The organism is Methylocystis sp. (assembly GCF_050246715.1).
GTDB lineage: Bacteria > Pseudomonadota > Alphaproteobacteria > Rhizobiales > Beijerinckiaceae > Methylocystis.
The window spans coordinates 1-19,313 of sequence record NZ_JBFWVN010000057.1 but is presented as its reverse complement, the minus strand read 5'-3'; the positions used below and the strand labels follow the sequence as shown (position 1 = coordinate 19,313).

Below are 19,313 nucleotides of genomic sequence, written 5' to 3'. Positions count from 1 at the left end.
GCTTTGCAAGGTCAAGACCGATGATGTTAACCTCTTCCATGGATGCCCTCCCCATTCCGTGGGATGCGAAAACATCGCCACCTTGGCACATCGCGATGCCGTCAGGAGGGGGCATCCACTCCATCAAGCTGAGACGCTACCCGACCTTTCGTTTCCAGTGAGTTCGCTATCGGCGCAATGTAACATGTTAGGGCGAACCGGAACCTGTCGCGCCTCGGACGCCAGAGCGCGCCAATCCCGCCAAGCCCGCCTTGCCCCGCAGCGTCGCGGTCTCTCCCTTGACTGCGACGCTGAAGGACGATGCGGACTTGTTTCGCCTGGCTGTCCAGCTCTTCCGCGCGCAACGGGCTTGCAGAATTGTCGCAGATTGCGATCGATAAGCTCACGGTCGCGCCAACAGCAAAACTTGGCGGCGTGATCGGAGAGGCTGACGACGCGCTGCTGTTTCGCGTAAGCCGGGCGCTCGCGCTGCTCTTTCACGTGGTGTGAGCCTCCGCCTTTCGTTGCCTCCCGCCCGCTGCTGGCCTAAGAGAGAGCGCCATGCCGAATGCGCCTTTGCTCAAGCCCGCCGCCGATACGCTCGCCGAACTGCGCGGCGAGATCGACCGCATCGATCGCGATATGCACCGGCTGTTGATGCAGCGCGGCGAGATCATTGACCGGCTGATCGCCGCGAAGCGCGCGCAAGGCGGCGGCTGCGCTTTTCGGCCGGACCGCGAGGCGCAGATGATGCGGGCGCTGGTCGAACGTCACGAGGGGACCTTGCCGCTCGACGCCGTCGAAGGCGTGTGGCGGGTCATCGTCTCGACCTTCACCTATGTGCAGGCGAATTATTCAGTGCACGCGGATGATTCTGGCGGCGACGCGCAAATCCGCGACTCGGCGCGTTTCCATTTCGGCTTCACCGTGCCCTATATCGCGCATCACGGCGCCGGCGCGGTGATCGAGGCGGTCGCCGCCTCGCCCGGCGATTTGGGGATATTGCGCGCGACCGGCGGCCTCGCCGACGGCGCGTGGTGGATGCGCCTCGTCGGCGAGGATGCGCCGAAAATCATCGCGCGCCTGCCTTTCGTCGAGCGGCCCAACCATCCCGCCGGGCTGCCGGTATTTGTCGTGGCCCGGCTCGCGCCCGACGCGATCGCTCAGGGCGTCACGCTTTATGCGGTCGGGCTCGCGCGCTGGACCCACGCGTTGCCGGCGGCTTTCCAGACGCTCGGCGGCGAAATTCTGGCGAGCGCGCCGCATCCTGAAGGTCTGGCGCTGCTCGTCGCCGCGGCAGGCGACGCCGGCGCCCAATCGTTCGCCAGAGCGATGGCCGGCGCCGGGGTCGAAGGCGCGCGCGTCGACGTGATTGGCAGCCACGCCATGCGTTTCCAGCTCAATGACGCCCGCAGCGGCGTTTTCGCGCCCGGTGGTTGATCATGACTCGTCCAACTCCCCGCCCGAACGTTCTCGCGATCAACGCTTATGTTCCCGGCAGCGGCGCCGCGCCGGGGGCGGCGCGCGTGTACAAATTGTCGGCCAATGAGACGCCGCTTGGGCCGTCGCCGCGCGCGGTCGAAGCGGTCCGCGACATGGCCGACCAAATTGCGCTCTATCCCGAAGGTTCGTCGCGCGCCCTGCGCGAAGCGATCGGCGTGCGCTATGGGCTCAACCCCGATCGGATCATCGCCGGCGCCGGCTCTGACGACATTTTGGAGCTGCTTGCGCTCGCTTATGTCGGTCCGGGGGACGAGGGCGTCTACAGCCAATACGGGTTTCTGGAATATAAAATCGTCACGCTCGCCGCCGGGGGAACGCCCGTCGTCGCGCCCGAGACGAATTACACAGCGGATGTCGACGCGCTGCTCGACCGCGTGAGCGAGAGAACGAAAATCGTTTTTCTCGCCAATCCGAACAATCCGACCGGAACGATTTTGCCCGCGAGCGAGGTTGCGCGGCTGGCGCGTTCGCTGCCTTTGCATGTGGTGCTCGTGCTCGACGCGGCCTATGCCGAATATGTTCAGCGCGAGGATTACGAAGCGGGCGTCGCGCTTGTCGATGCGCATGAAAATGTCGTGATGACCCGCACCTTCTCGAAAATCTACGGACTTGCCGGTCTGCGCGTCGGATGGGCGTATGGACCCGCGCGTGTGATCGAGACGCTGAATCGAATCCGCTCGCCTTTCAACGTTTCAAGCGCGGGTTCGGCCGCGGCGATCGCTGCGCTGTCGGATCGCGCGCATCTCGACGCTGCTGTCGCGCATAATGCGCACTGGCTGCCGTGGCTTATAAGGGAAATAACGGCGCTTGGCCTTGAGGTTCTGCCGAGCGTCGCGAATTTCATCGCCATCCGCTTTCCGGAAACGCCGGGATCGACGGCCGCCGACGCCGACCGTTTTCTCACCTCGCGCGGGCTGGTGCTGCGCGCCATCGCCCCTTATGGCATGCCGCAATTTTTAAGGCTTACCGTTGGCGCGCAAGACGCCAATGAGCGCGTCGTCGAAGCGCTCGCCGAATTCATGCAGAGCGCGCGATCGCAGCAGGGCGCACAACAAGACGCGCAAGCAGACGCGCATGGCTGACGCCACTTGCGAACGTCTGGCGCTGATCGGGGTCGGGCTCATCGGCTCGTCGATTGCGCATGCCGCGCGCCAGTTCGGCGCGGCGCGGCGCATCGCCGTGGTCGATTCATCGCCGCAGGTCGTCGAACGCGCCAGCGAGCTCGGCCTTGCTGACATTGTGACGCAGGACTACGCGCAGGCCGTCGCCGGCGCCGATCTCGTCATCGTTTGCACGCCCGTCGGCTCCTGCGGCGAGGTCGCGCGAGCCATCGCGCCGCATCTTGAAGACGGCGCCGTCGTTTCCGACGTTGGCTCGGTGAAGGGCGCGGTCGTTGCGCAAATGGCGCCGCATCTTCCCGAACCTGCGCGCTTCATCCCCGCTCATCCGATCGCCGGCACGGAGTTTTCTGGTCCCGACGCGGGCTTCGCCACGCTCTTTCAAAACCGCTGGTGCATTCTTACGCCGCCCGAGAACGCCGACGCCGCGGCCCTCGCGCGTCTCACGCAGTTCTGGATGCGCTTGGGCGCGAATGTCGAGACGATGAGCGTTTCGCATCATGACGCGGTGCTCGCGCTCACCAGCCATCTGCCGCATCTCATCGCCTACAATATCGTCGGCACGGCCGATGATTTCGGCGACGAAACGCGCTCGGAAGTGATCAAATTCTCGGCCTCCGGCTTTCGCGATTTCACCCGCATTGCCGCGTCGGACCCGATCATGTGGCGCGATATTTTTCTCGCCAACAAGGACGCCGTCCTGCAGATGCTCGGGCGGTTCAATGAGGATTTAAGCGCGCTGCAGCGGATGATCAGGCGCGGCGACGGGCAGGGGCTGGAGGAATTTTTCGCGCGCACGCGCGAAATCCGCCGCTCGATCGTTGAACAGGGCCAGGACACCGCCGCGGCGGATTTCGGCAGGCGCGGGCAAGGGCGTTGAGCCCGTCTCGCTTGGCGGGGCCAATGCAGGGCTCACAGATGACCGAACCGGATCGCGACGCGCTGCGCGACGCTTTCGAAAGCGCCGTTCCCGGCTATGACGGGTTGCGACGCCAGCTCATTCCGCATTTTGACGCCTTCTACGGGACCGCGCTCGACCTTCTCGAAGAGGCCGTCGGCGCGGATGAATTTCGATGCGTCGACCTTGGCGTCGGCACCGGCCTATTGTCGGAAATGATTCTCAAGCGCTTTCCCGGCGCGCAGGTCGAAGGCGTCGATTTCGCGCCGAAAATGCTCGATGCGGCGCGCGAACGTCTGGCGATTTATGGCGCGCGCGTGCATCTGTTCGCCGCCGACTATGCGACCGCGCCGCTTTCCGGGCCGCTCGACGCCGTCGTCTCGTCGCTTTCCATTCATCATCTCGATCATGAGGCGAAACGCCGCCGCTTCCAGCGGATTTACGACGCGTTGCGGCCCGGCGGCGTCTTCATCAACGCTGACCAGTCGCTTGGCGCGACGAGCGAAATCGAGGACGCCTATCAGCGCCGCTGGGAAGCGGACGTGCGTCGTTCGGAAATTTCCGCAGAGGATTTCGCGGCGGCGAAAAAGCGCGCGGCACTCGATTGCAGCGCGACTTTCGTCGACCAGATCGCCTGGTTGAAAGACGCGGGGTTCCGCTATGCCGACATTGGCTGGAAGCGCCATCGCTTCACGGTGTTTTACGCGCGGCGGTAGGATCGTCTTTCGACGCGTGGCCGATGCGCAAGGCCTCGTCGGCGTTGCGCGAGATGATCTGCTGCACCGTGCCGGAAAGCGCGGCGAGCAGCCACGGTAACTGAATGTCGACGCGCAGCAGATCGTTCAGCACAGCGACCTGCGCCGTCACTGACTGACCGAGCGCCGAGACGCGGACTGTCGCGACATCGCCCGCCCATGTGACTTCCGAATGCGCGACCATGTTGACATAGTCGCGCTGCATTTTCGTCAGCTGTTCGGCGACGCGGGCTTTGGCCGCTTCGACGCCGAGATTATGCGGCACGGTGACAGTGATGGCGTTCGGCATGGTTTTCTCCACTGGCCCCAATGTAGGCGTCCGAACGCCTAATTAAATGACGCGGCTGAAGCCGACCGATGATCTCCGAACGTTGGGGCCCGTTTCGGTTACGTTGTCAAATTCGGCCCTAGCGCCCAAGCGTGGACATCGTCGGCGTCGAACAAGGTATGATGGTTTATTAACGAGCCTTTCGCCGGGCGTTTCCCGGCGAAAGGCTCGTCATATGCATGCTCAAAGTCCCTGACGCCAAGCGATCGGTCTTAAGATGTTGGCGGGTCATTCCGATAGGCAATCGCTTTTAATCTCAATTCCCCACAATTAAGCCAGGAACGATTTCAAGCGCCTGCGCCGGCTGCGCGAAAGGGATGGCGTTGACTTGGGCGCCAGAGAAGGTTCTCACGCTTGACGCCACGTCTGGCGCTTTCGGCTGAGTCAGCGGCGACCGCGCTTCTTCGAAGGACCAGGGAACGGAAGGATTCGCCGCAGCGGCGGGCATATTCCGGACGACGCGCGCTTTTGAGCCTCCGATTTTGCTGGACGGTCGCCGGTGAACGTGCGGAGCAGCGGTGGCGAGCGTCGCCGCTAAGAGGCTGACGGCCAGCGCGAGAGGGTATTTTCCCATGTAAATTCTCTATGTTGGGAGAGGCAACAGGTTCAATTCCTGAGCCTGCGCCTTCTTGCATATAGCGCGATGTTGCGCCGGGGCAGCGGATTGCGCCGCTGTCCGGTCGGATCGGCTTTACGTCAATTTCCCCTTCGATCGATGACAGTTGCGCCGATATTTGAAGTTGCAAGGGTCAAAAATCATAGAATTCCTCGTCCTAAATCGTTAAGGTGCCGTTCATCTTTCATGATGAACCCGACGCGCCGGCGTGACACGCCGCGGAAAAGCAGCGTTGTCGCGCCTAACGGGCGATAAGAGGAGGCTTGGAATCGTGTTCGACGACTATGGAGAGATCAATACGGCCAAGGCGAATTTCGACGAAATCTATGCCATGGATGACCCTAGGTCGTACTATTCTGTCTTGGGCGGCTTGGATTACATGATCCCTGACGTCGCTGAGCCTGTCATCCGGCAGGTGCTCGCGGCAAAGGCTTCCGGCGGAAATAAGCCCATCGTCCTCGACGTCGGTTGCTCATACGGCATCAATGCCGCGGTGCATCGATTTCCGCTCAGTTTCGATACGCTGAGGCGCCGATACGCCCGGCGGGAGTTGGTGGAATTGTCTTCGGACGATCTGTTGCGGCTCGACGCCAATTTTTTCGCGGCTTGGCCGGACCGCGGGCTTGCGAGTTTTATCGGCTTCGACATCTCGGAGTCCGCGATCCGTTACGCCAAAAGCGTTGGTCTGATCGAGGACGGGATCGTCGCCGACCTGGAGGAAGATGAATTGACGTCGGATGCTGCGCGAATCGTCTCCCGCGCCGATGTCATTCTGTCTACAGGTTGCATCGGCTATCTGGGCGAGGCGACGTTCCGCAAGCTGCTTGCGAAAATGAATCGCCGGCCATGGGTGATTTCCTTCGTGCTGCGCATGTTTCCGTTTGATGGCGTCGCGCAGGCGCTTGGCGACTACGGATACGTCACCGAACATTTGGATGGCGCCACATTTATCCAGCGGCGCTTTCGAAACGGCGACGAATTTGAACATACGCTGCAGAATCTCGCAGCGCTCGGCAAGGACACGCATGGCCTCGAGGCGGAAGGCCTGTATCACGCCGATCTTTATATTTCTCGTCCTGCCGAAGAAGCGGCGGAACTGCCGCTCTGCGAATTCGTGACGATCGCCAGCGGCCGCCATCGGTCGTTCGGACCGCGCTATGTCCATGTCGAAACCGAAGACGGCAAGCTCGTCACGCTAGAGCCCTGAACGCCTCATCGAATGGCCGATTGAAGCCGCGCTCCATTAAGCGTGACCCGGCCGCATGTTGGCCTGCGCGGCTGACGTAGTAGCCACGACGGTTGACGCCGCGCGATATGCCCAATGGAACTTGCCCAACAAAAAATCCGGGAGGCGAAGGATCGCCTCCCGGACAGCTTGGGTTCGATCGACCAGAAAGGCCGCGTTTTCCTCAGTAGGAATAATACATGTCGAATTCGACCGGATGCGGCGTCATCTCGAAGCGATACACGTCCTGCATCTTGAGGTCGATATAAGAGTCGATGAAGTCTTCGCTGAACACGCCGCCGGCGGTCAGGAAGGCGTGATCGGCCTTGAGGCTTTCGAGCGCTTGGCGCAATGAGCCGCAGACCGTCGGGATCGCTTTCAGCTCTTCCGGCGGGAGATCGTAAAGGTCCTTGTCCGACGGCGCGCCGGGGTCGATCTTGTTGGCGATGCCGTCAAGACCGGCCATCAACATCGCGGCGAAGGCGAGATAGGGATTGGCGGTCGGATCGGGGAAGCGCACTTCGACGCGCTTCGCCTTGGGGTTCGTCGAGAACGGAATGCGGCAGGAGGCCGAACGGTTACGCGACGAATAGGCGAGCAGCACTGGCGCCTCGAAGCCTGGAACCAGACGCTTGTAGGAGTTGGTCGACGGGTTGGTGAAGGCGTTCAACGCCTTCGCGTGCTTGATGATGCCGCCGATATACCACAGGCACTCCTGAGAGAGGCCGGCGTATTTGTCGCCGGCGAAGACCGGCTTGCCGTCCTTCCAGATCGACTGATGCACATGCATGCCCGAGCCGTTGTCGCCATAGACCGGCTTCGGCATGAAGGTCGCCGACTTTCCGTAGGAATGCGCCACCTGATGGATGCAATATTTGTAGATTTGCAGATGGTCCGCGATGGTGACGAGCGTCTCGAACTTCAGACCGAGTTCGTGCTGCGCCGAGGCGACTTCGTGATGGTGCTTCTCAACCTTGGCGCCCATGGCCGCCATCGCGGCGAGCATCTCGCTGCGCATGTCCTGCGCCGAGTCGACCGGCGGAACCGGGAAGTAACCGCCCTTGGTGCGCACGCGATGGCCGAGATTTCCGCCCTCATAGGCCGTGCCCGAGTTCGAAGGCAATTCGGTTGAGTCGAGCGAGAAGCCGGTGTCGTAAGGCTCGACCGAAAAGCGCACGTCGTCGAACACGAAGAATTCAGCCTCGGGGCCGAAATAGGCCGTGTCGCCGACGCCGGCGGATTTCATATGGGCAAGCGCCTTTTTGGCGATGCCGCGGGGGTCGCGGTTATAGGGCTGGCCGGTCGTCGGCTCGATAACGTCGCAGACGATCGAAAGCGTCGAGGCTGCGAAGAAGGGATCGATGGTGATGGACGCCAAATCTGGCACCAGCGTCATGTCCGACTCATTGATCGCCTTCCAGCCGGCGATCGACGAGCCGTCGAACATGATGCCGTCGGTCAAAGCCTCCTCATCGACGATCGAAACGTCGAACGTAACATGCTGCCACTTGCCGCGCGGGTCGGTAAATCGGAAATCGACGTATTTAACGTCGTTGTCCTTGATCTGCTTGAGTACGTCCTTGGCCGTCGTCATTTGGTTCGATGCCTCTCTTTGCTGATCTTGCTGTTTAGCCGATTTCGTATTGGGCGCAGCGGAGCGTTTGAAGATGTTGGCGAAGAAGCTCATGTGGCGGGGGCTCAGTGCTAGATGGCGTCCGCGCCGGTCTCGCCGGTGCGGATGCGGATCGCGCCTTCGATATTGGAAACAAAAATCTTGCCATCGCCAATGCGGCCGGTCTGGGCCGCTGTGCGTATGGCTTCGACGGCGCGTTCTACGGCGTCGTCCGCAAGGACAATCTCGATTTTAACTTTCGGCAAAAAATCAACGACATACTCCGCGCCGCGATAGAGTTCCGTATGACCCTTCTGGCGACCGAATCCCTTCGCTTCGGTGACGGTGATGCCCTGGAGCCCAGCCGCTTGCAGAGCTTCCTTCACCTCATCGAGCTTGAACGGCTTGATGATCGCCTCGACCTTTTTCATCAAATCCCCCGCGCGCTTAGCTTAAGCCCCGGCCCCGCTAGCGACTTTGGCTCGGCTGAAGAGCCGCCGAGCTTCTAACATTGCAGCCTTGGTCGCGCCATGGCCAAAGTTCCGGCGCCAAATCTGATTTGGCGCCCAATCTGTGTGCGATATGCGTAGAAGTAGTGCGTTACGCATAATAATTAGGCGATACCTCGATCGTCGACGACCGCGGGCAAATCTTCCCTTGCGCCCCATTCCGACCAGGACCCGTCATAGACCGTCGCCAAAGGACGGCCGGTCGCCGCAAGCGCGAGACTGATGATGCAAGCGGTGAGCCCGGAGCCGCAGGTCGCGATGACGGACGCGTCGGGATTGACGCCCGCCGAGGCGAACGCCGCCTCAAGACCAGCGCTTTCCTTCATTCTGCCGCCGTCGAGAACATTGCCGTAGGGAAGATTGAACGCGCCCGGCATATGGCCGGAACGCAGACCGGGGCGCGGCTCCGGCGCCCAGCCGTGGAAACGCTCGGCGCCGCGCGCGTCCACTACTTGCGGTCCACCGTGATCGAGCGCGCGCCGCACGGCCTCGGCGTCGGCGACGAGGCTCGCGTCCATACGGGGGGTAAACTGCGCGGGCGCTCTCTCACGCGCCTCGCCTTGTTCGAGCGGTCGGCCTTCCGCCTTCCAAGCAGGAAGGCCGCCAGCGAGGATCGAAGCTTTTTCGACGCCGAACACTTTGAGCGTCCACCAAAGGCGGGGCGCGGAGAAAATTCCAACGGCGTCATAGACGACGGCTCGCATGTTGTCGCCAAATCCCAGCCGGCGCATCTCCGCGCCGAAGACTTCCGGTTTGGGCAACATATGGGGCAGGTCGGCGGAAGGATCGGCGACGGCGTCGATATCGAAGAATTGCGCGCCGGGAATATGTCCAGCAAGAAATTCGGCGCGCGCGTCGCGTCGGGCCGCCGGCATATGCCATGAGGCGTCGAAGACGACGAGGTCGGCGTCGACAAGATGGTCCGCCAGCCACTCGGCGGAGACGAAAAGAGAGGTAGGGTCGACAGTGCGCGTCATCGCTTCGTTCGCTCGTCGCCCGGCGCTGCTTGCATCCGGCCGGCTGGCGTTCACAATACGCCGATTCGATTCTCTCGCCATCGGCGCTCGACCAACATGCTCGACATTCCCGGCAAGGCCTGCGGCTCCTGTTTCTTCTGCTGCAAGGTTCTTGAAATCGAAGAATTCAAGAAGCCGGCCGGCAAGCTCTGCGAGCATTGCGCGCGCTCGGGCGGTTGCGGCGTCTACGAAACGCGCCCGCAGGTGTGCCGCGACTATTATTGCCGATGGAAGGACGAGCGCAGCTTCTCCTCACAACTGCGGCCCGACCGCGTCGGCGCCCTGCTGATGGATGACCCGGACAGCGACGAATATCTTGCAGTCTGCGACCCGGAAAAGCCGTTTTCCTGGCGCAATCCTCTCGTATTCAAGCATCTTGTCGCGGAGGCCAAGGCGGGACGGCTCGTTGTCGCAAAAGCGGGATTGCGGGCATGGCGCATTTTCGAGGACGGACATTGGCAGGAATGGGCCTAAGCCTTTGCGCCGCCGTGGGCCAGCAACGCCTCAGAACGTTGGGCCGGGACATCGCCGCCGTCACTACGCCTTTAGCGCTTTGCTTCGCGCTTTGCGCGCCGGCCGGCGCTGAAACTCTCAGAGCGCATTATGCGCTGAGCCTGATGGGGCTTTCGATCGGCAGCGCCTATGCGTCGGGCGTCGTCGATCCGCAGACTTATCGGGTCGAAATCTCGATGCGGACGACCGGCCTTGCCAATCTGATCAATAACGCCAGGGGCGCCGCCAGCGCCAGCGGCGGACTGACCCTCGCGGGTCCGTCGCCGGCGAGCTACGCCAACACCACCTCGAACAGCGACGAGACGCGCACGGTTCGTATGTCGCTCGCCGGCAACGCGGTGCGCACGGTCGATGTGAGGCCAATGCCCTGGGACGCAGAGGCGCGCATCCCGGTGACGGACAGCGCCAAGCGTCACATCGTCGATCCGGTCAGCGCGCTGATCATGAGGGTGCCGCCGGGAGAGCGGCTCACCGGTCCCTCGGCGTGCAACCGAACCATTTCAGTGTTCGACGGCGTCACCCGCTTCGACGTGGAACTCGCCTACGCCGGCGATCACACGGCCCAAACCAGGGGTTATGCCGGCCCGGTCACCGTATGTTCGGCGCGCTATACGCCGATCGCCGGCCATCGTCCCGACAGTTCGTCGACCCGCTATATGGCGAACAATCACGACATCAGCGTCTGGCTTGCGCCGCTACCCGACGCCCGCGTCGTCGTGCCGATCCACATCGCGATCGGGACCGCCGCCGGCAGACTCGTCATCGACGCGTCGGAGTTCGAGATCAATCAGCGCCGCGCCGATTCCCGACGCTGACTCGCTTGACGCTGAATTCCTTGCGCCGATTTCAGTCGACGCGGACTTCCTTCGTCTTCTTCCGGTTCCTGCGATCGGATTCATATTCGAGATATCTGACTTCAAGAGGCTCGGCGTTCGCGCCTGGGCGCAGGCAGAACGAGGGTCGGGGCGAAAAGCCTCCGTCCGGAGCCTGGAAGCAGTCCGAGAAACGCACTTCGCACTGAAACATGGTCTCGCTTTTCGGCGCCGCCCGCGCGACGACGATGCGCGCCTTTTCGATCGCCTGCTTGCATGTGTCCGGCGCGAAGCCCCATGCCTCGCACTCGTTCTGCGTCGCCATAAATTTGCCGTCGGCGGAACAGACGGGCGAGCGCCGGAACGCATAAAAGGCTGAAAATCCGGCAGCCGCCACAGCGACAGCGATGATCACGAACCTGAACATGGAACATCTGCTCGCGAGAGGGACGGGCGCCGCGCTCGATAGATAGTCTTGGGGGCGAGGCCACGGCAAGCGCAAACTCAGCTGTTAATGTGCAACGGTGATGCGGCAATGCAACACACCTGCGGCCATTACGGTCGCTTGACAGGACTGTGCGTCTGCAATACTTCCAAACGACCGCATTTCGGAACAGCGGCCGAGAGCTGCGAGCATTATGGCTCTCCGGGCGCGGCTAGGGCCGAATAAGCGATGCAGACGCGTTCCCTAAGTGAGGTCGATATTGAACTGAGACCGAATTGGGCCGGCGTCAGCCATGCTATCCACTTGACCAATTCTACAACGGCCGCAATGCCGCATCGCGGATTGCAGCGTGAATCTCGGCATGTGGCAAACCCGCAGTGTGTGACAGAAGGAGGAAACTATGGGCGCTATTCTTGAACTGACGAGCTATGCAGCGACTCCGGTCGGCATGATCGCGATCATCGTCATCGGCGCGGCCGCCTATTTCGCCGCCCGCTGGGTGTTCAGCGACTAAGATCAGCTCTTAAGAAGCATCAAACACGGCGCGCTGGCTCGGCTAGCGCGCCGTTTTTATTGCCTGTCCGATCTTCCGCCTGTCCGGCATCTTTCCCGTCCGAATTGGCGCCGGCGTCCGAAGAGGCTTGCATCCGTCGGCGCCTGCGGTATGGTGATTTGCCTACCTCTAAGGGGTGGGCAGCGCCGACCCGCTGGGCCAGAACTTGATCTATGTCCAAGTTTGCCGCCTAGCCAATCGAACACTTGCGCTGCGGTCACGCGGCGGCGGAGGCTAGATGGCTCCTACCTCTTCGATCAGGGGCGGAAACGACCATAAGGATGGCCGCGCGGCGCGGCCCAACGGCGCCGACGGCGCACAGGCGACGGCCGAGCCGGAGCGCATCGACGTCGCCGTAGCCGACAAGAGCCCGCTGATCCTTGCCGGTCTCGACAAGCTTCTGTCCGACGATCGCCGCTTCAACCTTGTGGCGAAGCTGACGGACGGCGAGGAATTCCTTGAGGCGGCGCGTCAGCAAAAATTCACCATCGCCGTCATCGGCTGGCAATTGCCGACCCTGCACGCTCGCGACGTGCTGCGCGCGTTGTCGCGCCAGGTCGCCGCGCCCAAAATCGTCGTCTATAGCGGCACCAACGATCCAGCGGCGCCGGCCGAGACTCTCCAGCTTGGCGGCGCCGGCTTCGTCTCGAAGCGCGCTCCGCCTGAGCGGCTTCTCGATGTGCTTGCCGCGGTGGCGGCCGGCGACATGGTGTTTCCCTTCGTCGACATTCGCAAAATGCGCAGCGACCCGCTGGAAAATCTCACCTTGCGGGAGCGAAGCCTGCTGTCGGCGCTCGGCTCAGGCCACACCAACAGTCAGCTCGCCAAGGATTTCGGGGTCTCGATCAACACGATCAAATTCCACTTGCGCAATCTTTTCGAAAAGCTCGAGGTGCGCAATCGCGCGCAGGCCATCGCTCTCTTTTTGGAAATGAAGCACGGCGCTTATCCCGGCGGCGGAGGCGGGCGCAGCATGGAGCCGGCGGGCTCGTCGCGCGGACGGCGCAGCCGCCCTGACTAGATCACGCTGCATCTGGGCGGTCTCGTCCAGATGCAGATCGGGTCATGGCGCCGGAAACAGCGCGTCGCTCTTGCCGGCAAGCCAATAGACGACCACCCCCGCCCATTCATGCGCGGCGAAATCAACGACGCCTAAGCCCTTCGTCGGAGAGCCTGGAAATTCGACCCAGGCGGCCCCGCTCGTGCGGTAGTCGACGGGATAGGCGATAACGTCGAACCCCGCTTTGCGAAACACGCCGACGGCGCGCGGCATGTGCATCGCCGAGGTGATGAGCAGCCAGCGCTCTTTGGGCGTTGGATGAAGCAGTTCGCGTGCGAACATCGCATTCTCATAGGTGTTGCGCGACCGGCGTTCGTACAGAATATCGTTTTGATCGAGTCCGACCTCGCGCCAGAAGCGCTGGACGATATCGGCCTCGGCGTAGGGCGACGCGCGCAGCGCGGCGGAGCCGCCGGCAAAGACGAGACGGGCGTTCGGATATTTGCGTTTGAGCGCGATTGGCGCCGTCAGGCGCTCGGCCGCATCGACCAGCGTCGGCCGGTCGCGTTTGGCGCTCAATCGCTCGTCGACCGTTCCACCGAGAACGATAACGCCGTCCGGCGGCGGCATATCGGCGGCCGGAGCCGGAAAGCGCGCTTCGAGCGGCCCCGCCAGCAGACCGCCGATCGGTCCGAAAGCCATCAGCAGCAAAGCGAAGGCGCTCAGGCTCGAGAGCGCGCGCCCCAAGATTTTCCATCGCGTGAACAGCAGCGTTGCGCCGAAGACGCCGAGGAAGATGGCAAACGGGACAGGCGAAAGAAAGAACTCGAAGGTCTTCGCGACGGTAAAGAACATCGGTTCACGTCATTCCTTGGCGCGTCAGTGGCGCGCACCAGCGTCTCTGGCCGCTTCGCGCAACGCCTTCTTTGCCCGCTCGATCACATATTCGGATAATTCGGTCCGCCGCCGCCCTCCGGGGGAACCCAGGTGATATTTTGGGCCGGGTCCTTGATGTCGCAAGTTTTGCAATGAACGCAATTCTGCGCGTTGATCACGAAGCGCGGATCGCGGCGCGTCTCTTCATCGGCATAGACCACTTCATAGACGCCGGCCGGACAATAGAGCCGGGCCGGCTCGCCATAGACCGGAAGATTGCGTTCGATGGGGATCGACGGATCGGCGAGCTTCAAATGAACCGGCTGATCCTCCTCGTGATTGGTGTTGGAGACGAACACCGATGACAGCTTGTCGAACGCAAGATTGCTGGCGCGTTTCGGGTAGACGATCGGCGTGACTTCCGAGAGCGGCTTCAGCGTTTCATAGTCAGCCTTGCCATGCTTGAGCGTGCCGAAGAAGGAAAAACCGAACAGCTCATTCGTCCACATGTCGAGGCCAAAGAGCGGCGCGCCGACATAGGTGCCGTATTTGGACCAGAGCGGCTTGACGTTGCGCACCGGCTTCAGATCGCGGCCGATGTCGGAGGCGCGCCAGGCGGCGTCATACGCAGCGACTTCATCATGCGCGCGGCCGTCGCCGATCGCCGCCGCGACATGATCGGCGCAGAGAATCCCCGAAAGCATAGCGTTGTGCGACCCCTTGATGCGCGGCACATTCATGAAGCCGGCGGCGCAGCCGACCAGCGCGCCGCCGGGCATGACGAGTTTCGGAACGCTCTGCCAGCCGCCTTCGGTCAGCGCGCGCGCGCCATAGGACAGGCGTTCGCCGCCTTCGAGCGTCGGCGCGATCAGCGGATGCGTCTTGAAGCGCTGAAACTCATCGAACGGCGAGAGGGTCGGATTCGAATAGTTGAGGTGTACGACGAAACCGATCGACACAAGATCGTCGTCGAAATGATAGAGGAATGAGCCGCCGCCGGTGTCGGCGGCGAGCGGCCAGCCGAAGGAATGCTGCACAAGCCCGTCCTTGTGCTTCTCCTTTTGAATGCGCCAAAGCTCCTTGAAGCCGATGCCGAATTTCTGCGGCTCACTGTTTGCGCAAAGATCGTATTTCGCGAGCAGCTGCTTGGTCAGCGAGCCGCGCGCCCCTTCGGCGAAAATCGTATATTTGCCCCTAAGCTCCATGCCTCGGGTGAAACTGTCCTTTGGTTCGCCGTCGCGGCCCACGCCCATGTCGCCCGTCGCGACGCCGACGACTTCCCCGTTCTGGCCATAAAGGACCTCGGCGCCGGCGAAGCCGGGATAGATTTCCACGCCGAGGGTTTCAGCTTCGGATGCGAGAAAGCGGACGATATTGCCGAGCGAGCCGATGAAATTACCATGGTTGTTCATCAGCCGCGGCATCAACATATTGGGAATACGAAACCCGCCCTTTTCCGACAGCAGCAGGAAATGATCTTCATGCACCTGAGTTTTCAGCGGAGAATCGTCGCGCGTGCGCCACTCGGGCAGAAGACGATCGAGGCCGATCGGATCGATCACCGCGCCCGACAATATATGCGCGCCGGGCTCGGAGCCCTTTTCGATGACGACGACTGAAAGATCCAGCGCGATCTGCTTCAAGCGAATCGCCGCGGCGAGGCCGGCCGGCCCCGCGCCGACCACGACCACGTCATATTCCATAGATTCGCGCGGCGGCAGCTCCGTATCTTCAGTCATTTTCAATCCCTTTTGTCTTTCTTGGAGGCATTCTAGCCTTTTTGCGAGGGCTGCGGCAAAAGGAGTTTCGCGTTTGAGCAAGGCTTCGATTGAGCCGCTTCCGGTAGAAGTTCGGGGCGCGGCGGGAGAGGCGCATAATCACATCATGCTCGATCCGATTTACGCCCCATGAAGCGTCTCCCATACTTCATCGCGATAGCGCTCCTGGCTTTCGGCGTCTGGATCGTCGCCGATCGCCCGGCCAGTCCTGACCACGTCTTTCTGGGCTATGTCGAGGGGGACATCCTCTACATTGGCCCCTATGAGAGCGAGAGAGTCGCGAGCATTGCGGTCGCCGCCGGCTCGGTGGTCAAGAAGGGCGATCCATTGTTCGCCATGTCGACGACGCTTCTCGATCGCGCCCGCGACGAGGCGGCGGCGCGCATCGCGCAACTTGAAGCGCAAGTCGAAAATCTTCAGGCGGCGATGAATCGGCCGGAGCAGATCGCCGTTCTGCAGGCGGCGTTGGAGCGCGCCGAGGCGGCGCTGCAATTGTCGCGCGCGGATTATGAACGGCAGCGCAAGCTTTTTACCGAAGGCCATGTCGCCAAGGCGGCGCTCGACCGCGCCGAGATGGCGAGAGCGCGCGATGAGGCGAGCGTGAAGGAGGCGCGCCGGCAAGTCGAGGCGTCGCGCATGGCGAGCCGCACGCAGGAGATCGAAGCCGCCGAAGCCAGTTTGAAACAGGCGCGCGCGCAGCTCGATGCGCTCAATATTCGCATCAAGCGTCAAAGCGTCGTCGCGCCCGCCGATGGCGTCGTGCAGGACGTGTTTTTCCGGCCCGGGGAGATCGTCAACGCCGGCCAGCCGGTCATTGCGCTGCTGCCGCCGGAGAACCGCAAAGTTCGCTTTTACGTCTCCGAACCGGAGCTGCCGAAAATTTCGCTTGGCGAGCGGGTGCGCATTACATGCGACGGCTGCGCCGGCGATCTTTATGGACGCGTCAGTTATATCGCCGGCCGACAGGAATATACGCCGCCCGTCATCTTCAGCGACCAGGAGCGCTCGAAGCTCGTTTTCAAGGTCGAGGCGCATCTCGATGGCGCGGCGCGCGCCGTGCCTTTAGGCATGCCCGTCGCCGTGACGCCCGCCCCGGAACCGGCGGAGTCCGCGCAATGAGCCTCGAACGCGAGATCGCGATCGAAGCGCGCGGGCTGACCAAATCCTTCGGCGCGAAAAAGGTCGTCGACAATCTCTCGCTGCAGGTGGCGCGCGGCGACATTCAGGGATTTCTCGGCCCGAACGGCAGCGGCAAGACGACGACGATCCGCATGCTCTGCGGTCTGCTGACGCCCGATTCGGGCGAGGGCACATGCCTTGGCTACGACATCCGTCGCCAGCAGAAAGAGATCAAACGTTGCGTCGGCTACATGACGCAGGGCTTTTCGCTCTATCGCGACCTCACCATTCGCGAAAATCTCGAATTCGTCGCGCGGGTCTATAATCTCGAAGCGCCCGAAGACGCGGCTCAGGCGGCGCTCGAGCGACTGGGTCTTGAGACGCGCGCCGATCAGCTTGCCGGCGAATTGTCCGGCGGCTGGAAGCAGCGGCTGGCGCTCGGCGCCTGCATCCTTCCCAGCCCGTCGCTGCTCCTTCTCGACGAACCGACCGCCGGCGTCGATCCCAAGGCGCGCCGCGATTTCTGGGATGAAATCCATCATCTCTCGACGCAGGGACTGACGGTGCTGGTTTCGACCCATTACATGGACGAAGCCGAGCGCTGCCATAAGATCGCTTATATCGCCAACGGGCGGCTCTTAGCGTCGGGGACGATTTCGCAGATCGTCGCCGGCGCGCATCTCTCGACATGGGTCGTGACCGGCGGGGACCTCGATGCGCTCGCCAGCGAATTGAAACAACAGGCCGGCGTCGACATCGTCGCGCGCTTTGGCGCGGCGCTGCATGTCGGCGGGCGTGATGAAGCCGCCATGGAGCGCCTGGCGCGCCGCTATGGCGCCGAAGGCGGGCATCGCTGGAAACGCGACGAGCCGACGCTCGAAGACGTGTTCATCGATTTGATGACTCGCGCGGGAACGGAACGATGAGCGCGCCGCAAAGATGGCCGAGCGCCGCCTCGCGTCCAGCGCGCGGCGCGCTGACGCAGTCCTTCCGGCGCTGCGTCGCCATGTTCATCAAGGAATTCATTCAGCTTCGCCGCGACCGGCCGACCTTTGCGATGATCGTCGGCATTCCGCTCATTCAGCTGATGCTGTTCGGCTATGCGATCAACACCGATCCCAAACATTTGCCGACGGCCGTGCTGACCAGCGACGACAGTCCAATCGCGCGCGCGCTCATCGGCGCTTTGAAGGCGACCGATTATTTCGACATCAAATATGTCGCCCGGGGCGAAGCGGACGCCGACGAATTGATCCTTTCGAACAAGGTGCAATTCGTCATTCAAATTCCGCCCGATTTTTCTCGCCGGCTGGTTCGCGGCGAAAAGCCGGCGTTGCTGCTCATTGCCGACGCGTCCGACCCGGTCGCGACCTCTGGCGCCATCGCCGCCGCGCTCGGCGCCGCAAATCAGGCGCTCGACCGGGAGCTGATCGGACCGCTGGCCTCGCTTACGCAAAATGCGCCGCCTTACGAAATTCGCGTGCACCGCCGCTACAATCCGGCGGGCGAGACGCGCCGCAATATCGTGCCGGGACTGATCGGGACGATTTTGACCATGACGATGCTGATGTATACGGCGATGTCGGTGACGCGCGAAATCGAGCGGGGAACGATGGAGGCGTTGCTCGCCATGCCCATACTTCCGGTTGAGATCATGCTCGGAAAGATCGCGCCCTATGTGGTTGTGGGCGCGGTGCAGATGGCGACTATTCTGATCTTCGCCGCGCTGCTGTTTCAAGTGCCGGTGGTGGGCTCGTTGTTTACCCTCACCGCGCTGACTCTGCTTTTCATCGTCGCGAATCTATCGGTCGGCTATTCGTTCTCGACGGTCGCGGTCAATCAGCTGCAGGCGATGCAACTTACCTTCTTCTTTTTTCTGCCGAGCATGCTTCTGTCGGGCTTCCTTTTTCCTTTTTACGGAATGCCGAAATGGGCACAATATGTCGGAGAGGCGTTGCCGCTCACCCATTATCTGCGCATCGTGCGTTCGGTGATGCTGAAGGGCTCGACCTTCGGCGACCTTGCCGTCGACGCCGGCGCGCTCGCGGCTTTCACGCTTGTCGCGATGAGCGTCGCGGTGATGCGATTCCGACAGACGCTCGACTGACGGTGACGACCGATTTTTTGGCGTCCTAACATTGGCGCGGAGACGAAAATGTCCGACACGGAAGAGCCGCAACGAAGGTTCAATTTGATCATGAAGGTCGCCGCGCTCGCTGCTGTGTTGCTGACCGGCTATTACGTCTGGTCCTTTTTTGTCAGCAGCCGCTATCAGGCGCTTTGCGGCGGCTCCTACTGGGAGCTGGACAAGAAGGAGATCGATTCCTGCATCGATCGGAAAAAGGAACTCGAGAAGTAGGGCGGGGACGCGCCGATGGAACCGGCTTTGCGCGTCGGAAATCATATCATACGGGTTTCGGCTGATCCGTTCGCTTGGGTCGTGTCATTCCCGACAGGCCGAAGGCCTGATCGGGAATCCAGGGCCATTTCATGAATGCTGGGCTAGTCATCCGTGAAGAACTCGCAAGGCATTGACGTGACGAAGTTTTGAGACCTGCGGAAGTAATCGTTTCCGCAGGTTTTCGCTGCGCGGGATGCTGTTTGCTTGCAAATTGATCCGGCGCCGCTGTCGTGATTCTGTGCTCTCGGGGAAGGCCT

Annotated in this window: 20 protein-coding genes; 13 read left to right on the top strand and 7 right to left on the bottom strand. The window is 62.1% G+C overall.

Annotation, left to right across the window (positions count from 1 at the left end):
• Positions 1–300: 300 nt before the first annotated feature.
• The 5 genes from AB7I51_RS14960 to AB7I51_RS14940 are packed head-to-tail and all read left to right on the top strand — an operon-like array spanning position 301 to position 4,214.
• A complete protein-coding gene (locus AB7I51_RS14960) occupies positions 301–489 on the top strand; it encodes a hypothetical protein (RefSeq protein WP_428405103.1) in 189 nt (62 codons plus the stop codon).
• A 51-nt stretch (positions 490–540) separates the two neighbouring features.
• Positions 541–1,419 carry a chorismate mutase gene (locus AB7I51_RS14955; RefSeq protein ID WP_428405104.1) on the top strand — a complete coding sequence of 293 codons (879 nt, stop codon included), beginning with the start codon at positions 541–543 and terminating at the stop codon, positions 1,417–1,419.
• Between the two features lie 2 nt (positions 1,420–1,421).
• Entirely contained in the window at positions 1,422–2,564 is a 1,143-nt protein-coding gene (gene hisC, locus AB7I51_RS14950) for a histidinol-phosphate transaminase (protein WP_428405105.1), read from the top strand.
• Entirely contained in the window at positions 2,557–3,480 is a 924-nt protein-coding gene (locus AB7I51_RS14945) for a prephenate/arogenate dehydrogenase family protein (RefSeq protein WP_428405106.1), read from the top strand. The genes hisC and AB7I51_RS14945 overlap by 8 nt, the downstream gene beginning before the upstream one ends.
• A gap of 38 nt (positions 3,481–3,518) precedes the next feature.
• Entirely contained in the window at positions 3,519–4,214 is a 696-nt protein-coding gene (locus AB7I51_RS14940; protein ID WP_428405107.1) for a methyltransferase domain-containing protein, read from the top strand.
• On the opposite strand, the gene AB7I51_RS14935 is transcribed toward AB7I51_RS14940, so the two are convergent.
• Positions 4,189–4,542: a polyhydroxyalkanoic acid system family protein gene (locus AB7I51_RS14935; RefSeq protein WP_428405108.1), complete on the bottom strand. Its 354-nt coding sequence runs from the start codon at positions 4,540–4,542 to the stop codon at positions 4,189–4,191. The genes AB7I51_RS14940 and AB7I51_RS14935 overlap by 26 nt on opposite strands.
• Before the next feature lie 986 nt (positions 4,543–5,528).
• Here AB7I51_RS14935 and AB7I51_RS14930 point away from each other — a divergent pair.
• Entirely contained in the window at positions 5,529–6,404 is an 876-nt protein-coding gene (locus AB7I51_RS14930) for a class I SAM-dependent methyltransferase (protein ID WP_428405111.1), read from the top strand.
• A 202-nt stretch (positions 6,405–6,606) separates the two neighbouring features.
• Here AB7I51_RS14930 and glnA read toward each other — a convergent pair whose 3' ends face one another.
• The 3 genes from glnA to sseA all read right to left on the bottom strand — a co-directional run bounded on the left by glnA (position 6,607) and on the right by sseA (position 9,520).
• Entirely contained in the window at positions 6,607–8,016 is a 1,410-nt protein-coding gene (gene glnA, locus AB7I51_RS14925; RefSeq protein ID WP_428405109.1) for a type I glutamate--ammonia ligase, read from the bottom strand.
• A 110-nt stretch (positions 8,017–8,126) separates the two neighbouring features.
• Positions 8,127–8,465, bottom strand: a complete 339-nt coding sequence (locus AB7I51_RS14920) for a P-II family nitrogen regulator (RefSeq protein ID WP_292532821.1) — start codon at positions 8,463–8,465, stop codon at positions 8,127–8,129.
• A gap of 182 nt (positions 8,466–8,647) precedes the next feature.
• On the bottom strand, positions 8,648–9,520 hold the full coding sequence (gene sseA / locus AB7I51_RS14915) for a 3-mercaptopyruvate sulfurtransferase (RefSeq protein WP_428385653.1): 873 nt from the start codon (positions 9,518–9,520) through the stop codon (positions 8,648–8,650).
• Positions 9,521–9,616: 96 nt separating this feature from the next.
• On the opposite strand from sseA, the gene AB7I51_RS14910 reads away from it, so the two are divergent.
• Both AB7I51_RS14910 and AB7I51_RS14905 read left to right on the top strand, forming a co-directional pair.
• Positions 9,617–10,033: a hypothetical protein gene (locus tag AB7I51_RS14910; protein ID WP_428385651.1), complete on the top strand. Its 417-nt coding sequence runs from the start codon at positions 9,617–9,619 to the stop codon at positions 10,031–10,033.
• Positions 10,024–10,887 (top strand): DUF3108 domain-containing protein, encoded by an 864-nt coding sequence (locus AB7I51_RS14905; RefSeq protein ID WP_428405110.1) that lies wholly within the window; start codon positions 10,024–10,026, stop codon positions 10,885–10,887. The genes AB7I51_RS14910 and AB7I51_RS14905 overlap by 10 nt, the downstream gene beginning before the upstream one ends.
• 31 nt (positions 10,888–10,918) lie before the next feature.
• On the opposite strand, the gene AB7I51_RS14900 is transcribed toward AB7I51_RS14905, so the two are convergent.
• Complete coding sequence (locus tag AB7I51_RS14900) at positions 10,919–11,311, bottom strand: hypothetical protein (RefSeq protein ID WP_428385649.1); 393 nt, start codon at positions 11,309–11,311, stop codon at positions 10,919–10,921.
• Positions 11,312–12,120: 809 nt separating this feature from the next.
• Between AB7I51_RS14900 and AB7I51_RS14895 the strand changes: the two genes are divergently transcribed.
• Positions 12,121–12,903 carry a LuxR C-terminal-related transcriptional regulator gene (locus AB7I51_RS14895; RefSeq protein WP_428385647.1) on the top strand — a complete coding sequence of 261 codons (783 nt, stop codon included), beginning with the start codon at positions 12,121–12,123 and terminating at the stop codon, positions 12,901–12,903.
• Positions 12,904–12,945: 42 nt separating this feature from the next.
• Here AB7I51_RS14895 and AB7I51_RS14890 read toward each other — a convergent pair whose 3' ends face one another.
• Positions 12,946–13,737, bottom strand: a complete 792-nt coding sequence (locus AB7I51_RS14890) for a YdcF family protein (protein ID WP_428385645.1) — start codon at positions 13,735–13,737, stop codon at positions 12,946–12,948.
• Between the two features lie 83 nt (positions 13,738–13,820).
• Positions 13,821–15,497, bottom strand: a complete 1,677-nt coding sequence (locus tag AB7I51_RS14885; protein ID WP_428385643.1) for an electron transfer flavoprotein-ubiquinone oxidoreductase — start codon at positions 15,495–15,497, stop codon at positions 13,821–13,823.
• A gap of 168 nt (positions 15,498–15,665) precedes the next feature.
• Here AB7I51_RS14885 and AB7I51_RS14880 point away from each other — a divergent pair, with 168 nt between their 5' ends.
• Genes AB7I51_RS14880 through AB7I51_RS14865 form a run of 4 tightly spaced genes read left to right on the top strand, consistent with a single transcriptional unit; the run spans position 15,666 to position 19,014 of the window.
• Positions 15,666–16,655: an HlyD family secretion protein gene (locus AB7I51_RS14880; protein ID WP_428385641.1), complete on the top strand. Its 990-nt coding sequence runs from the start codon at positions 15,666–15,668 to the stop codon at positions 16,653–16,655.
• On the top strand, positions 16,652–17,581 hold the full coding sequence (locus AB7I51_RS14875) for an ABC transporter ATP-binding protein (protein ID WP_428385639.1): 930 nt from the start codon (positions 16,652–16,654) through the stop codon (positions 17,579–17,581). The genes AB7I51_RS14880 and AB7I51_RS14875 overlap by 4 nt, the downstream gene beginning before the upstream one ends.
• Complete coding sequence (locus tag AB7I51_RS14870) at positions 17,578–18,762, top strand: ABC transporter permease (RefSeq protein ID WP_428385637.1); 1,185 nt, start codon at positions 17,578–17,580, stop codon at positions 18,760–18,762. Before AB7I51_RS14875 ends, AB7I51_RS14870 begins: the two co-directional genes overlap by 4 nt.
• Positions 18,763–18,810: 48 nt before the next feature.
• Positions 18,811–19,014 carry a hypothetical protein gene (locus AB7I51_RS14865; protein ID WP_428385635.1) on the top strand — a complete coding sequence of 68 codons (204 nt, stop codon included), beginning with the start codon at positions 18,811–18,813 and terminating at the stop codon, positions 19,012–19,014.
• Positions 19,015–19,313 lie beyond the last annotated feature (299 nt).

Coding starts and splice junctions, on each gene's coding strand:
- hisC (WP_428405105.1), top strand. CDS start 1,422: ATGACTCGTCCAACTCCCCGCCCGAACGTTCTCGCGATCAACGCTTAT.
- AB7I51_RS14935 (WP_428405108.1), bottom strand. CDS start 4,542: ATGCCGAACGCCATCACTGTCACCGTGCCGCATAATCTCGGCGTCGAA.
- AB7I51_RS14885 (WP_428385643.1), bottom strand. CDS start 15,497: ATGACTGAAGATACGGAGCTGCCGCCGCGCGAATCTATGGAATATGAC.
- glnA (WP_428405109.1), bottom strand. CDS start 8,016: ATGACGACGGCCAAGGACGTACTCAAGCAGATCAAGGACAACGACGTT.
- AB7I51_RS14930 (WP_428405111.1), top strand. CDS start 5,529: ATGGATGACCCTAGGTCGTACTATTCTGTCTTGGGCGGCTTGGATTAC.
- AB7I51_RS14900 (WP_428385649.1), bottom strand. CDS start 11,311: ATGTTCAGGTTCGTGATCATCGCTGTCGCTGTGGCGGCTGCCGGATTT.
- AB7I51_RS14910 (WP_428385651.1), top strand. CDS start 9,617: ATGCTCGACATTCCCGGCAAGGCCTGCGGCTCCTGTTTCTTCTGCTGC.
- AB7I51_RS14865 (WP_428385635.1), top strand. CDS start 18,811: ATGTCCGACACGGAAGAGCCGCAACGAAGGTTCAATTTGATCATGAAG.
- AB7I51_RS14920 (WP_292532821.1), bottom strand. CDS start 8,465: ATGAAAAAGGTCGAGGCGATCATCAAGCCGTTCAAGCTCGATGAGGTG.
- AB7I51_RS14945 (WP_428405106.1), top strand. CDS start 2,557: ATGGCTGACGCCACTTGCGAACGTCTGGCGCTGATCGGGGTCGGGCTC.
- AB7I51_RS14880 (WP_428385641.1), top strand. CDS start 15,666: ATGAAGCGTCTCCCATACTTCATCGCGATAGCGCTCCTGGCTTTCGGC.
- AB7I51_RS14905 (WP_428405110.1), top strand. CDS start 10,024: ATGGGCCTAAGCCTTTGCGCCGCCGTGGGCCAGCAACGCCTCAGAACG.
- AB7I51_RS14955 (WP_428405104.1), top strand. CDS start 541: ATGCCGAATGCGCCTTTGCTCAAGCCCGCCGCCGATACGCTCGCCGAA.
- sseA (WP_428385653.1), bottom strand. CDS start 9,520: ATGACGCGCACTGTCGACCCTACCTCTCTTTTCGTCTCCGCCGAGTGG.
- AB7I51_RS14895 (WP_428385647.1), top strand. CDS start 12,121: ATGGCTCCTACCTCTTCGATCAGGGGCGGAAACGACCATAAGGATGGC.
- AB7I51_RS14870 (WP_428385637.1), top strand. CDS start 17,578: ATGAGCGCGCCGCAAAGATGGCCGAGCGCCGCCTCGCGTCCAGCGCGC.
- AB7I51_RS14940 (WP_428405107.1), top strand. CDS start 3,519: ATGACCGAACCGGATCGCGACGCGCTGCGCGACGCTTTCGAAAGCGCC.
- AB7I51_RS14960 (WP_428405103.1), top strand. CDS start 301: ATGCGGACTTGTTTCGCCTGGCTGTCCAGCTCTTCCGCGCGCAACGGG.
- AB7I51_RS14875 (WP_428385639.1), top strand. CDS start 16,652: ATGAGCCTCGAACGCGAGATCGCGATCGAAGCGCGCGGGCTGACCAAA.
- AB7I51_RS14890 (WP_428385645.1), bottom strand. CDS start 13,737: ATGTTCTTTACCGTCGCGAAGACCTTCGAGTTCTTTCTTTCGCCTGTC.